This window comes from Cupriavidus sp. 05T41, from assembly GCF_056396525.1.
In genome coordinates this window covers 17,990-31,442 of record NZ_JBFTLQ010000002.1, presented here as the reverse complement: position 1 = coordinate 31,442, position 13,453 = coordinate 17,990, and the positions used below count along the sequence as shown (strand labels likewise).

The window sequence follows — 13,453 nt, the reverse complement described above, 5'->3', positions numbered from 1 at the left end:
ATGGCCGTCTCCTTATCCTGCCAAGAATGCCGGCCACACCGGCATCTGAAGATTGATGCCGTAGACGAAGGCGCCCATGCTGATCACCACCAGGATGATGGCGTTGAGAACGGCACCCTTCCAGCTGAATTCATGGCTGGCCATCGAGGACACCAGCACCAGTACCAGTACGGACAGCACCATGCCAAGCGGCTTGAGCATGAGGCCGAACAGCACCACCGCGCCCAGGATCCACAGCAGCGTCTTGATATCCCAGCGCGCCAGCTGGTCTTCTTCCTTCTTGGCGGACAGGGAACTCCACAGCACCAGTGCGCCCAGCAAGGCGAGCACGACGCCGAGCCAGAACGGGAAATATCCCGGACCCATCTTGGCGGCGGTTCCCATGGAATAGCCGCGTGCGACCCAGGAAAAGCCGAATCCGACCAGGATGAACATCAGGCCGGAGGCAAAGTCCTTTTGGCTACGTATGCGCAAAATGATTCTCCTCGAAAAGCTGCTTGAAATCCGGGCGGCGGGCGCTGCTGCGGCGCATCAAAGTGACACGCCAAACCGACCTGCCGCGGGCAGGGTGGAAAGTAAGGGGCGGACCTTTCAGCTACCTTTCAGATGTCTTGTGAAATGGTCAATCTGCGGGTATCTCCCTAGGCGACATACGGATCGCTTCCAGCCGATCCGCGACGGCACCGGGGCGCCCCGCCCGGGGCGGCCCGGCGCGGTCGTGCCGGCAATGGGCTGCGCTATCATCGTTGGCCGCCATGCCGCGGCTCGCCGCCCTCCGGGCATGTGGGCAATGCAGCACGGCGCTGAAAGGAAAGCCGCTTTGGAAAGCATCGACCATGTCATCCTGATCGGCGCCGTCGTGATGTCCCTGGGCATCGTGGTGGGCGCTTTCTCCGCGCGCCTCGGCGTGCCTTTCCTGCTCGTCTTCCTGTCAGTCGGCATGCTGGCCGGCGTCGACGGCCCCGGTGGCATCCGCTTCTCCAATACCTGGCTGAGCTTCCTGGTCGGCAACCTGGCGCTGGCGGTGATCCTGCTCGACGGCGGCCTGCGCACCAGGCTGACCACGTTCCGCGTGGCGCTCAAGCCGTCGCTGGCGCTGGCCACGGTGGGCGTGCTGGTCACCACCGGCCTGGTAGGGCTGTTCGCCGCCTGGGTGCTGGAGATCGACTGGAAGCTCGGATTGCTGCTGGGCGCCATCGTCGGCTCCACCGATGCCGCGGCGGTGTTCTCGCTGCTCAATACCAGCGGCATCCGCCTCAAGGAGCGGGTCGCCAGCGTGCTGGAGATCGAATCCGGCATCAACGACCCGATGGCGATCTTCCTGACCCTGACCCTGATCGAGTGGATCGGCGCGCCCGCCGGCCTGACTCCGGGCGCCCTGCTGTGGCGGCTGGTGGTGCAGTTCGGCGTGGGCGGCGTGCTGGGCATGGGGCTGGGCTACTGCCTGGCCAATGTGATGGAGCGCATCCGCGTGGCCGAGGGGCTGCAGGCCATCCTGCTGTGCTCGGGCGGCGCCATGGTGTTCGCCATCGTGCAGAGCGCCGGCGGCAGCGGCTTCCTGGCGGTCTACCTGACCGGCGTGCTGGTCGGCAACCGCGAGCGCGCGGTCAGCGCGGACGCCATGCGCGCGATGGACGGCATGGCCTGGCTGTCGCAGTCGGTGATGTTCCTGCTGCTGGGCTTGCTGGTGGCGCCGCACCGGATCTGGGAAGTGGCGGGGCCGGCCGCGGCCGTGGCGGCCTTCCTGATGCTGGTGGCGCGCCCGGCCGCGGTCTGGCTGGCGCTGCTGCCGTTCCGCTTCAGCGCGCGGGAGAAGGGCTTCATGGCGTGGATGGGCCTGCGCGGCGCGGTGCCGATCGTGCTGGCGCTGTTCCCGCTGCTGCAAGGGCTGCCCGACGCGGGCCTGCTGTTCCGCGTCGCCTTCGCCGTGGTGCTGGCCAGCCTGCTGCTGCAGGGCACCACGGTGCCGTTCGCGGCGCGCCTGGCCCGTGTGCTGCGGCCGGCATACCCCGAGCCGCTCGCGCGCGCCCGCCTGCATGGCACCCACGGCCCCGCGCTCGAGGTGATGCAGTTCGCCGTGGAGCGCGATGCCCCGGCCGAGAGCCTGCGTGCCGACCAGCTCGAACTGCCGCCGCGTTGCCGTTTGCTGACGGTGGTGCGCGACAAGGCGCTGGCAGCGCCCGAGCAGACCGTGCTGCGCGCCGGCGACGTGGTCTCCATCCTGGCGCCCGGCACCAGCGTGCCGATGCTGGCGCTGCTGTTCCGCAAGCCCGGCCCGGCGCCGGCCTGGGGCAAGGCCAGCCACGATTTCCTGCTGTCCGGCGAGGCCATGCTGCGCGATGTGGCGGGGCTCTACGGCACGCGCGAACTGGGTGCGGCGGAGGCTGGCCTGACGCTGGAGGCGGCCATGCAGGCGGCCTTCACGTCGCCGCCGGTCGAAGGCGATATGGTGGAGATCGCCGGCCTGAAGCTGACCGTGACGCGGATGGACGGGCCGCGCATCATCCAGGTCGGACTATTGCTGCCGCGCACGGCGCGCGGCGCGCGAGCGGCGGAAGGCTGAGGGCCGGGGCGCATTGCGCGCCCTCGCCGGCGCGGCCGGCGCCCGTCGTCAATCCACCTTCGCGCCGGACACCTTCACGATCTGCGCATACTTCTTCAGCTCGCGCTGCACCAGCGCGCCGAACTGCTCGGGCGTGGTCGGCGCCGGCTGCGCGCCGATGCGGGCCAGGCGGGCCTTCATGTCGTCGGTCTTGAGGATGGCCACGATGTCGTGGTTGAGGCGGTCGACGATCTCGCGCGGCGTATTGGCCGGCGCGAACACGCCGAACCAGGTCGAGATATCGAAGCCTTCCAGCCCCAGGCCCTTGCCGGCTTCGGCAATGGTCGGCAGCTCCGGGAAGGCCGCGGCGCGCACCGCCGTGGTCACCGCGAAGGCCTTGAGCTTGCCGGCCCTGATATTGGCCGAGGCCGAGGCAAGGTTGTCGAAGATCATGTCGGTCTGGCCGGACAGCACGGACAACTGCGCGGGCGAGGCGCCGTTGTACGGGATATGGACCATGCTCACCTTGGCCATGCTCTTGAACAACTCGCCCGACAGGTGCCCGGCGCTGCCGTTGCCGCCCGAGGCGTAGTCCAGCTTGCCGGGGTTCTTGCGGGCGTATTCCACCAGCTCGCGCAGGTCGGTGATGTGCAGCTCGGCGGCCTTGCCGGGGTGCATCACCAGCACGTTTGGCACGTCCGCCACCAGGGTGACCGGGCTGAAGTCCTTGACCGGGTCGTACGGCATCCTGGCGAACAGCGACGGGTTGATGGCGTGCGTGGCCACCGCGCCCATCACGATGGTGTAGCCGTCCGCCGGTTGCTTGGCGACGTAGTCCGCGCCGATATTGCCGCCGGCGCCGGGACGGTTCTCCACCACTACCGGCTGGCCCAGGCTGTCCTTGAGCTTGTCGCCGATGGCGCGCGCCACGGTATCCAGCGGGCCGCCGGCGGGGTAGGGCACCACGAACTTCAGCGGCTTGACGGGGTAGGCCGAGGAAGCCACGGCCGGCGCGGCGGCGAGTGCGCCAAGGGCGCCGAACGCCAGCAACGCGGCGGCGAATTGTTGCTTGAACATGGAAATGCGCATTGGAGTTGCGGGGTACGTATGGGAATTCTGGTGGGTTGGGAGGCTGCCCGAAAGCGCGGCGGTCCCGGCTCTCTTTCGACGGGCCGCCTAGATGCCGATGCCCCGGGCCATCATCACCGCGCACAGCGGCAGCAGGATCAGCAGGTGGGCTTCGATCATGACCCAGCGGCGCGCCTTCTTCAGCTCCGCCGCCGCCGGCACGAAGTCCGGCGCCGTGCGTGCCTGGCGACGCCAGCGCTGGATGGCGAAGGTGGGCGGCAGCGAACACAGCGCGATCACCACGAACACGGTCATCTTGGCGTGGAACCACGGGTTGTGCAGGTAGAACTGCATGCCCTTGGCGCCGTAGAACAGGCGCAGCAGGCCGGTCGCCAGCACCGCCATGGCTGACAGGAAGTAGACCAGGTCGTAGATCGAGATCCGCCTGAGCGTGGCCGGCGTGAGGCCGGTGCGCATGATCACGGCCTCGGCCGTGAGCAGCGCGATCAGGGCGAAGATGAAGGCAAAGTGCAGGAAGGCCAGCAGGGCGTCGGTCAGCATCCAAACTCCTTTCGTGGGTATGGGCAGGCGCCGGCCGGCGGCGCGCGGGTCAGGTCATCGGTTTGTGCTTCATTTGCTGCTTTGCTGCTTTGCTGCCGGATCCGGCACGGGCCAAGGCCGGCCGCCGCCTTGCGGGACGGACGGCAAAGCCTTTACAGCACGCCCTTGGCGCGCAGCGCTGCGATCTGCTCAGGGCTATAGCCGAGCATGCCTTCGAGCACCGCGTCGGTGTGTTCGCCCAGCAGCGGCGGATGCCGCACCGCCTCGGGCGGGGTCGCGCTCATCTTGATCGGGCTGCCGACCAGCTTGACCTCGCCGGCGCTCGGGTGCGGCAGGTCCACGCGCAGGCCGCGCGCCTTGACCTGGGCATCGTCGAACACGTCGTCCAGCGTATTGATCGGACCGCACGGCACCCCGGCGCTTTCCAGGTCGAGGATCCACTGCGCGCGCGTGCGCGGCTTGACCATCTCGGCCAGGATCGGCACCAGCACGTCGCGCTGCGCCACGCGCTGCGGATTGGTGGCGAAGCGCGGGTCGTCGGCCAGCTCGGGGTGGCCGCCCGCGGTCACGAACTTGCGGAACTGGCCGTCGTTGCCCACCGCCACGATGATCCAGCCGTCGGCGGCCTGGAAAGTCTGGTAGGGAACGATGTTCGGGTGCGCGTTGCCCCAGCGCTTCGGCGCCACGCCGCTGGCCAGGTAGTTGGTGTTCATGTTGGCCAGCATGGCGACCTGCACGTCGAGCAGGGCCATGTCGATGTACTGGCCTTCGCCGGTGCGCTCGCGGTGCGCCAGCGCCGCCAGCACGGCGATGGTGGCGTACTGGCCGGTCATCAGGTCGGAGATGGCCACGCCGGCCTTCTGCGGGCCGCCGCCGGGCAGGTCGTCGCGCTCGCCGGTCAGGCTCATGAAGCCGCCCATGCCCTGGATGATGAAATCGTAGCCCGGGCGCGCCGCGTAGGGGCCGGTCTGGCCGAAGCCGGTCACCGAGCAATAGATCAGGCCCGGCTTCACCGCCTTGAGCGATTCGTAGTCCAGGCCGTACTTCTTGAGCTGGCCGACCTTGTAGTTCTCCAGCACCACGTCGCTCTGGGCGGCCAGCGCGCGCACCAGTTCCTGGCCTTCGGGCGTGCTGATGTCGCAGGTGACCGAGCGCTTGTTGCGGTTGGCGGCCAGGTAGTAGGCGGCTTCCGCGGTGTCGCGGCCGTCCGCGTCCTGCAGCCAGGGCGGGCCCCAGGTGCGGGTGTCGTCGCCGGCGCCGGGCCGCTCGATCTTGATCACGTCGGCGCCGAAGTCGGCAAGGTTCTGGGCGCACCAGGGCCCGGCGAGGACGCGGGTCAGGTCGAGGACGCGGAGGTGGCTTAAGGCTCCCATGGGGTGTGATGCAATCCGGAAGGGGTGGCAAGGGAAGGCCGGGCGGCCCCGCCGTCTGGTTCCTGCCTGGCTCGTGCCGGATGCAGGGCGGCTTGCGGGGTGACCGGGGCGGCGCTGAGGGCGGCGCCAGGGGTGTCCGGCCGGGACAGCCAGCACTTTACCACCGGCAGGCCCCCGGGAGCACATCGCGGCCCGGCCGGGCGGGCGCCGGCGCGCATGCGCCACGAAACCCCGGCGGCGCGCCGCGGCAGCAGGCTTCCCCGTATAATCAATGGTTTGCAAATCCATCCTGACCGACAGCGACCTGCCACGCCGCGGGACGCCCTGCCCAGAACATGAAAGTCTCCGACATCCGCAGCAAGTTCCTGCAGTACTTCGAATCGAAGGGCCACACCGTGGTCCGCTCGTCCAGCCTGGTGCCGGGGAACGATCCGACGCTGCTGTTCACCAACTCCGGCATGGTGCAGTTCAAGGACGTGTTCCTGGGCACCGACAAGCGCCCGTACACGCGCGCCACGTCGTCGCAGCGCTCGGTGCGCGCCGGCGGCAAGCACAACGACCTGGAGAACGTGGGCTACACCGCGCGCCACCACACGTTCTTCGAAATGCTCGGCAACTTCTCGTTCGGCGACTACTTCAAGCGCGAGGCCATCCAGTACGCGTGGGAGCTGCTGACCAAGGTGTACCAGCTGCCCGCCGACAAGCTGTGGGTCACGGTGTACGCGGAAGACGACGAGGCCTACGACATCTGGGCCAAGGAAGTCGGCGTGCCGGCCGAGCGCATCGTGCGCATCGGCGACAACAAGGGCGCGCGCTACGCCTCGGACAATTTCTGGCAGATGGCCGACACCGGTCCCTGCGGCCCGTGCTCGGAGATCTTCTACGACCACGGCCCGGACGTGTGGGGCGGCCCGCCGGGATCGCCCGAGGAAGACGGCGACCGCTACATCGAGATCTGGAACCTGGTGTTCATGCAGTTCAACCGGGACGAGCAAGGCAATATGCCGCGCCTGCCCAAGCCTTGCGTCGACACCGGCATGGGCCTGGAGCGCATCGCCGCGGTGCTGCAACACGTGCACAGCAACTATGAGATCGACCTGTTCCAGGCGCTGATCAAGGCCGCCGCGCGCGAGACCGGCATCACCGACCTGAACAACAACTCGCTCAAGGTCATCGCCGACCATATCCGCGCCTGCTCCTTCCTGATCGTGGATGGCGTGATCCCCGGCAACGAAGGCCGTGGCTACGTGCTGCGCCGCATCGTGCGCCGCGCCATCCGCCACGGCTACAAGCTGGGCCGCAAGACCCCGTTCTTCCACAAGCTGGTGCCGGACCTGGTGGCGCAGATGGGCCAGGCCTATCCCGAGCTGGCCGAGGCAGAGTCGCGCGTGATCGAAGTGCTCAAGGCCGAAGAGGAACGTTTCTTCGAGACCATCGAGAATGGCATGTCCATCCTCGACGCGGCGCTGGCCGAGGTCAAGGCCAAGGGCGGCACCGTGCTCGACGGCGAACTCGCCTTCAAGCTGCACGACACCTTCGGCTTCCCGCTGGACCTGACGCAGGACGTGTGCCGCGAGCAGGAAATGACGGTGAACGAGACCGCCTTCGACGCTGCCATGAACCGCCAGCGCGAGCAGGCCCGCGCCGCCGGCAAGTTCAAGATGGCCGCCGGCCTCGAATACAACGGCGACAAGACCACCTTCCACGGCTACGACCAGCTCGCCGTCGAAGCCGCCCGGATCACCGCGCTGTACGTGGACGGCGCCGCCGTCGACACCATGCAGCCCGGCCAGACCGGCGTGGTGGTGCTGGACAACACCCCGTTCTACGCCGAATCCGGCGGCCAGGCCGGCGACCAGGGCGAGCTGCGCAGCGGCAGCGCCGTGTTCGCCGTGGCCGATACCACCAAGGTGCAGGCCGACGTGTTCGGCCACCAGGGCACCCTGGCGGGCGGCGCGCTCAAGGTGGGCGACAGCGTCGGCGCGCAGGTGGATGCGCAGCGCCGCGCGCGCACCATGCGCAACCACTCGGCCACCCACCTGATGCACAAGGCCCTGCGCGAAGTGCTGGGCACCCACGTGCAGCAGAAGGGCTCGCTGGTGGATGCCGACAAGACCCGCTTCGACTTCTCGCACAACGCGCCGATGACCGACGAGCAGATCCGCCGGGTCGAGGACATCGTCAACGCCGAGATCCTGCAGAACGCCGCCACCGGCGCCGAGGTGATGCCCTTCGACGATGCCGTCAAGAGCGGCGCCATGGCGCTGTTCGGCGAGAAGTACGCCGACGACGTGCGCGTGCTGTCGATCGGCAGCTCGAAGGAACTGTGCGGCGGCACCCACGTGGCGCGCACCGGCGACATCGGCCTGTTCAAGATCGTGGTGGAAGGCGGCGTGGCCGCCGGCATCCGCCGCGTGGAAGCCATCACCGGCGACAACGCGCTGCACTACCTGCAGGCGCTCGACGCCAAGCTCAACGAAGCCGCCGCCGCGCTCAAGGCGCAGCCGTCCGAACTGGTGCCGCGCATCGGCCAGGTGCAGGAGCAGGTGCGCGCGCTGGAGAAGGAACTGGAGCGCCTCAAGAGCAAGCTGGCCGCCTCGCAGGGCGACGAGCTGGCCGCGCAGGCCATCGACGTCAAGGGCATCAAGGTGCTGGCAGCCCAGCTCGACGGCGCCGACCTCAAGACGCTGCGCGAGACCATGGACAAGCTCAAGGACAAGCTGGGCAGCGCGGCCATCGTGCTGGGCGCCGTGGCCGACGGCAAGGTCAGCCTGATCGCCGGCGTCACCGCCGACGCGACTGGCAAGGTCAAGGCCGGCGAGCTGGTCAACTTTGTCGCCCAGCAGGTCGGCGGCAAGGGCGGCGGCCGCCCCGACATGGCCCAGGCAGGCGGCACCGAGCCGGCCAACCTGCCGAAGGCGCTGGCAGGTGTCGGCGAGTGGGTGGCGGCGAAGGTGTGATGCTTTCGTCGTGGCCGGCCAGGGACGTCGGCACTGCCTGATGTCCTGGCCTCCTCTGCCCTCATGGGGAGAGGAAAGACCACCGGTGGCATGTTTGTCACGCTTAGTCACGCGGGACGGGAGGAAGGCGCTGCGGCGCCTTTTTTCACGTCCCCTTGCTTCATCATGTCCCCTGCCGGCTGAGCTTGCCCACCAGCGTGAGGATGTCGATCGGCAGCGGAAACACGATGGTCGAACTCTTGTCGCAGGCAATCTGCGTGAGCGTCTGCAGGTAGCGAAGCTGCATTGCCTGTGGCTCGCGGGCCAGCATCTGCGCTGCCTCCAGCAGCTTCACGGAAGCCTGCAGTTCGCCTTCGGCGTGGATCACCTTGGCGCGCCGTTCGCGCTCGGCCTCGGCCTGGCGCGCGATGGCGCGGATCATGGTCTCGTTGAGGTCGACATGCTTGATCTCCACGTTCGAGACCTTGATGCCCCAGCTGTCGGTCTGGGCGTCGAGCGCCTTCTGGATATCGATATTGAGCTGCTCGCGCTCGGCCAGCATCTCGTCGAGCTCATGCTTGCCCAGCACCGAGCGCAGCGTGGTCTGCGCCAGCTGGCTGGTGGCCTCGAGGAAGTTCGCCACCTGGATGATGGCGCGCTCGGGATCGATCACGCGGAAGTACACCACCGCGTTGACCTTGACCGAGACGTTGTCGCGCGAGATCACGTCCTGCGGCGGCACGTCCATCACCACTGTGCGCAGGTCCACGCGCACCATCTGCTGCACGGCAGGGATCAGGATCACCAGGCCCGGCCCCTTCACCTTCCAGAAACGGCCCAGCATGAACACCACGCCGCGCTCGTATTCGCGCAGCACGCGGATGGACGAGACAATGAGCAGGGCGACCAGGAAGACGAGACCGCCCGCGCTGAATCCGAATGCCATGATCATGCTCCTCGAGTGGATGGATTGATCGTGCCGGCCGCGCCCGCCGTGCCTGCGGCGTTCGCGGCGGCATCATCGATGGCGCGCACTTCCAGCAGCAGCCCGCTGCGCCCGGTGACCAGCACCCGCTGGCCGCGCTGCAGCGGCAGCATGCCGTGCACGCGCCAGCGCTCGCCGCGCACCTCGGCCCAGCCGTCTTCGCGCGCGTCGCCGTCCAGCAAGTCCAGCACCACGCCGGGCGTGCCGATCATGGCATCGCCGCCATTGACCGAAGGCATGCGCCGCGCGCGCCAGAGCAGCGTCCAGACTCCCAGCAGGAAGGCGGCGCTGGCCAGCGCCAGCGTGCCGATCAGCCACAGCGGGATGCCGAAGCCAGGCACCTCGGTGTCGATCAGCATCACCGCGCCGAAGATGAAGGCGATGATCCCGCCCACGCCGAGCGCGCCGAAGGTTGGCAGGAACAGCTCCGCCACCATGCAGCCGATGCCCAGCGCGATCAGTCCCAGCCCGGCGTAGTTCACCGGCAGCATCTGCAGCGCGAACAGCGCCAGCAGCAGGCAGATCGCGCCGGCCACGCCGGGCAACACCATGCCCGGCGTGGAGAACTCGAAGATCAGGCCGTAGATGCCGATCATCATCAGGATCAGCGCCACGCTGGGCTCGGTGATGACTGCCAGGAAGCTGCTGCGCCAGTCCGGCTCCAGCACCTGCACCGGCGCCTGCGCGGTGCGCAGCACGCGCTCCACGCCGGCGGCCTGCACGCGCCTGCCATCCACCGCGCGCAGCAGGGCCGGCAGGTCGGGCGCGACCAGGTCGGCCACGTGCTGTTCCACGGCTTCGCTGGCCGACAGGCTGACCGCCTCGCGCACCGCGCGTTCGCCCCATTCGGCATTGCGCCCGCGCAGCTGCGCCAGCCCGCGGATATAGGCGGAGGCATCGTGCATCTGCTTGCGCTCCATGGTGTCCTGTGGCTGGGGCGTGCTGGCCGGCGCCGAGGCGGGCGTGGCTTCCGGTTTCTGCGGCCCGCCCGTGCCGCCAATACCGATCTGCACCGGGCTGGCCGCGCCCAGATTGGTACCCGGCGCCATCGCGGCGATATGGCTGGCGTAGAGGATGTAGGTGCCGGCGCTGGCCGCGCGCGCGCCGCCCGGGTAGACGTAGCTCGCCACCGGCACCGGCGAGGCGAGGATGGCCTGGATGATCTCGCGCATCGACAGGTCCAGCCCGCCGGGCGTGTCCATTTCCAGCACGATCAGCTGGGCGCCGCCGTCGCGGGCGCGGGCCATGCCGCGCACGATGAAACTGGCGCTGGCCGGGCCGACGGCGCCCTTGAGCGGGATCACGACTACCGGGGCGGCCGGCGTGGCGGGGGCCATGGCGGCCTGCGTCGCGGACCACGTCGTTGCCGGCACTACGATGGCAAGGACGGCCAGGGTGACGGCGAATGCAGCGGCCGCGGCCAGCCGGGTGCCGGCGGCAAGCCATCGCAAGTGCATCGGGGCATGCTTCATGGCAGGGACGCCGGCACAGTGAGTGCACACGCGGCGCCACTTCCAGTGTAGGCGAACGGGCACATCCTGCCGGGCGCGCGGCCCCGTCCGGCCGCCGACCGGGCGGGCTCAGGCCGCGGCGGCCAGCCGGAACCTGTCGGCCAGCGCCGCCAGCGCGGTGCTGGCCATGGCCGGATGCCAGGCCAGCACGGTATCGACCTTGCCGGCGGCGCCGAGCGTGTGCACGCTGATCTTGGGCAGGTCGCGGTAAAGGCCCAGCACCGAGCGCGGCACGATGGCCACGCCGATGCCCGCCGCGGCGCAGGCGATGATGGCATGGTACGAGCCCAGTTCCAGCACCCGGCGCGGCGGGCTGTTGCCCGCGGCCAGCCAGGTCTCCAGCCGCATGCGGTAGTTGCAGCCCGGATCGAAGGCCAGCATGGTGCGGGTTTCCAGGTCGGCCGCGCAGCCGATGGGCGGGTGCTGCTCGCGCGCGATCAGCAACAGTTCCTCCTGGAAGGCCGGCAGCCAGGCCAGGGCAGGGTCGTCCAGCGGCTCTGCCACGAAGGCGCAATCCACCTCGAAGCGGCCCAGCGCCTGCAAGGCCTGCCGCGTAGTCAGCGTCACCAGTTCGAGTTGCACCTCGGGCCAGGCCTGGTGATAGGCGGCCAGCACCGAGGGCAGGCGGCTGGCCGCCGTGCTTTCCATCGAGGCGATGCGCAGGCGGCCCTGGGGCTTGGCCGGCAGCACCGCGTGGCGGGCTTCCTCGGCCAGGTCCAGCACGCGCCGTGCGTAGTCGAACAGGGTCTGCCCGGCTGGTGTCAGCACCATGCGCTTGCCTTCGCGCAGGAACAATTCCACGCCGAGCGAGCTTTCCAGCTGGCGGATGCGGGTGGTGACGTTGGATTGCACTCGGTGCAGGCGCGCCGCGGCGCGCGTGACGCCGCCTTCTTCGACGACGCAGCGGAAGATTTCCAGGGAAGCCAGGTCCATTGCGATGCTCTTGCTAGCGGTTCCACGCGCCGCCGGAAGGAAGTCCGGATGGGAACGCCTCATCCATCTCGCCGGAAGATCGTTGCGTTCTCAATTATTCATTTTTCGGTCGCGTGTCCTGAGCGTAGCATGCGGCGATGGACTTCACATTCCCCACCGTCATCGTCCCGTGCCTGCGGCGTCTCTTCCAGGGAGGCCGCGCGGATGGGCAGCGCTGACCACCGCCTGGCCGCCGCGCTCGCGCCGGCGCACGTCCAGCCCGGCATCTGGACCGTGGCGCTGGCCGGCCTGGTTGCGCTGGGCGTGGCGATGGGCATAGGCCGCTTTGCCTTTACGCCGCTGCTGCCGATGATGTTGCATGACGCCAGCGTCACGCTGGGCGAGGGCGGATGGCTGGCGACGCTGAACTACCTGGGTTATTTCGCTGGCGCCGCCGTGTGCCTGTTCATCCGCCCGGAGCCGGCGCGCATGGTCAGGCTCGGCCTGGTCGCCACCGTACTGCTGACCCTGGGCATGGCCGCGCCCGGCGGCATGGCGGCGTGGGGCGTGTGGCGCGCGGCGGCGGGCGTGGCGAGCGCGTTCGTGATGGTCTACGGCACGGCCTGGTGCATGCACCGGCTGGCAGAGATGGGCCGGGCGCCCTTGGGCGGGCTGATCTTCTGCGGGCCCGGCATCGGCATCGTGCTGACGGGCGTTTCGGCCTTCGGCATGGTCGGCGCCGGCTGGCGCGCGGGCTGGGCCTGGCTGGCCTTCGGGTTGCTGGGCGCCGTCCTGGTCGGCATGGTCTGGCCTGTGTTCCGGCCGGCGCCCCGCGGCGCGCCACCGGCCGGCCCGGTGCCCGCGGCGGCCGCGATTGCGGCATCCGCCGTGCCGAGGCTCGACCGCGAGACCTGGCTGCTGACGCTGGCTTACGGCCTGGCCGGCTTCGGCTACATCATCACCGCCACCTTCCTGCCCGTGATCGCGCGCCAGGCCATGCCCGGCTCGGTATGGGCCGACCTGTTCTGGCCCATCTTCGGCGCCGGCGTGACCGTGGGCGCCTTCGTCGCCTCGCGCGTGCGGGTGGAGTGCGACAACCGCAAGCTGCTGGCCTTTACCTACGCCATGCAGGCGGCGGGGGTGGCGGTCGCGGTGGTATGGCCGACAGTGACCGGATTCGCGCTCAGCAGCCTGCTGGCGGGGCTGCCGTTCAACGCGCTGGTGTCGTTCGCGATGCGCGAGGCGCGGCGCCTGTGGGGCGGCCAGGCCCAGCGCCTGATGGGGCTGATGACCGCCAGCTACGGCCTGGGCCAGATCGTGGGGCCGCCGCTGGCCACGGCGCTGGTGGCACGCAGCGGCGGCTTTGCCGCCTCCCTGTGCTGTGCGGTCGCGGCCCTGCTGACGGGCAGCGCGGTGTTCGCCTGGATGGCGCGCGCGCCTGCGCGCTAGACGCGCCCGCGGGCCTGCCCGGGCGCCGCCTGACGGGGCTGCGGGGCTTGCGCTACAGTATCGCCTTCGCCGCGCGCGCTGCCACCGGGAGCGCCGTCCGGGCCGCCCGGACG

Annotated in this window: 10 protein-coding genes; 3 read left to right on the top strand and 7 right to left on the bottom strand. The window is 69.5% G+C overall.

Going from position 1 to position 13,453, the window contains the following annotated elements:
- Nucleotides 1-12: 12 nt before the first annotated feature.
- Nucleotides 13-474, bottom strand: coding sequence for a tripartite tricarboxylate transporter TctB family protein (locus AC1DKV_RS01450; RefSeq protein WP_441613162.1), 462 nt, complete (start codon nucleotides 472-474; stop codon nucleotides 13-15).
- A 346-nt stretch (nucleotides 475-820) separates the two neighbouring features.
- Here AC1DKV_RS01450 and AC1DKV_RS01445 point away from each other — a divergent pair, with 346 nt between their 5' ends.
- Entirely contained in the window at nucleotides 821-2,563 is a 1,743-nt protein-coding gene (locus AC1DKV_RS01445; RefSeq protein ID WP_441613161.1) for a potassium/proton antiporter, read from the top strand.
- 48 nt (nucleotides 2,564-2,611) lie between these two features.
- Here the strand turns inward: AC1DKV_RS01445 and AC1DKV_RS01440 are convergent, their stop codons facing one another.
- The 3 genes from AC1DKV_RS01440 to AC1DKV_RS01430 form a co-directional block, all read right to left on the bottom strand.
- Nucleotides 2,612-3,619, bottom strand: coding sequence for a tripartite tricarboxylate transporter substrate binding protein (locus tag AC1DKV_RS01440; protein WP_441613160.1), 1,008 nt, complete (start codon nucleotides 3,617-3,619; stop codon nucleotides 2,612-2,614).
- Between the two features lie 99 nt (nucleotides 3,620-3,718).
- Nucleotides 3,719-4,171 (bottom strand): DUF2214 family protein, encoded by a 453-nt coding sequence (locus AC1DKV_RS01435; RefSeq protein WP_441613159.1) that lies wholly within the window; start codon nucleotides 4,169-4,171, stop codon nucleotides 3,719-3,721.
- A 152-nt stretch (nucleotides 4,172-4,323) separates the two neighbouring features.
- Entirely contained in the window at nucleotides 4,324-5,544 is a 1,221-nt protein-coding gene (locus AC1DKV_RS01430) for a CaiB/BaiF CoA transferase family protein (protein WP_441613158.1), read from the bottom strand.
- A 335-nt stretch (nucleotides 5,545-5,879) separates the two neighbouring features.
- Between AC1DKV_RS01430 and alaS the strand changes: the two genes are divergently transcribed.
- Nucleotides 5,880-8,504 carry an alanine--tRNA ligase gene (alaS, locus tag AC1DKV_RS01425; protein WP_441613157.1) on the top strand — a complete coding sequence of 875 codons (2,625 nt, stop codon included), beginning with the start codon at nucleotides 5,880-5,882 and terminating at the stop codon, nucleotides 8,502-8,504.
- Nucleotides 8,505-8,667: 163 nt separating this feature from the next.
- Here alaS and AC1DKV_RS01420 read toward each other — a convergent pair whose 3' ends face one another.
- The 3 genes from AC1DKV_RS01420 to AC1DKV_RS01410 all read right to left on the bottom strand — a co-directional run bounded on the left by AC1DKV_RS01420 (nucleotide 8,668) and on the right by AC1DKV_RS01410 (nucleotide 11,912).
- Entirely contained in the window at nucleotides 8,668-9,429 is a 762-nt protein-coding gene (locus AC1DKV_RS01420) for a slipin family protein (RefSeq protein WP_441643187.1), read from the bottom strand.
- A gap of 2 nt (nucleotides 9,430-9,431) precedes the next feature.
- Entirely contained in the window at nucleotides 9,432-10,940 is a 1,509-nt protein-coding gene (locus tag AC1DKV_RS01415; protein ID WP_441613155.1) for an NfeD family protein, read from the bottom strand.
- Between the two features lie 108 nt (nucleotides 10,941-11,048).
- Complete coding sequence (locus AC1DKV_RS01410; RefSeq protein ID WP_441613154.1) at nucleotides 11,049-11,912, bottom strand: LysR substrate-binding domain-containing protein; 864 nt, start codon at nucleotides 11,910-11,912, stop codon at nucleotides 11,049-11,051.
- A 204-nt stretch (nucleotides 11,913-12,116) separates the two neighbouring features.
- Here AC1DKV_RS01410 and AC1DKV_RS01405 point away from each other — a divergent pair, with 204 nt between their 5' ends.
- Nucleotides 12,117-13,340, top strand: coding sequence for a YbfB/YjiJ family MFS transporter (locus AC1DKV_RS01405; protein ID WP_441643185.1), 1,224 nt, complete (start codon nucleotides 12,117-12,119; stop codon nucleotides 13,338-13,340).
- Nucleotides 13,341-13,453: the final 113 nt, after the last annotated feature.

Excerpts from the sequence above, each read along its gene's own strand:
- AC1DKV_RS01440 (WP_441613160.1), bottom strand. The coding sequence starts at position 3,619 with ATGTTCAAGCAACAATTCGCCGCCGCGTTGCTGGCGTTCGGCGCCCTT.
- AC1DKV_RS01435 (WP_441613159.1), bottom strand. The coding sequence starts at position 4,171 with ATGCTGACCGACGCCCTGCTGGCCTTCCTGCACTTTGCCTTCATCTTC.
- AC1DKV_RS01430 (WP_441613158.1), bottom strand. The coding sequence starts at position 5,544 with ATGGGAGCCTTAAGCCACCTCCGCGTCCTCGACCTGACCCGCGTCCTC.
- alaS (WP_441613157.1), top strand. The coding sequence starts at position 5,880 with ATGAAAGTCTCCGACATCCGCAGCAAGTTCCTGCAGTACTTCGAATCG.
- AC1DKV_RS01420 (WP_441643187.1), bottom strand. The coding sequence starts at position 9,429 with ATGGCATTCGGATTCAGCGCGGGCGGTCTCGTCTTCCTGGTCGCCCTG.
- AC1DKV_RS01415 (WP_441613155.1), bottom strand. The coding sequence starts at position 10,940 with ATGAAGCATGCCCCGATGCACTTGCGATGGCTTGCCGCCGGCACCCGG.
- AC1DKV_RS01410 (WP_441613154.1), bottom strand. The coding sequence starts at position 11,912 with ATGGACCTGGCTTCCCTGGAAATCTTCCGCTGCGTCGTCGAAGAAGGC.
- AC1DKV_RS01405 (WP_441643185.1), top strand. The coding sequence starts at position 12,117 with ATGGGCAGCGCTGACCACCGCCTGGCCGCCGCGCTCGCGCCGGCGCAC.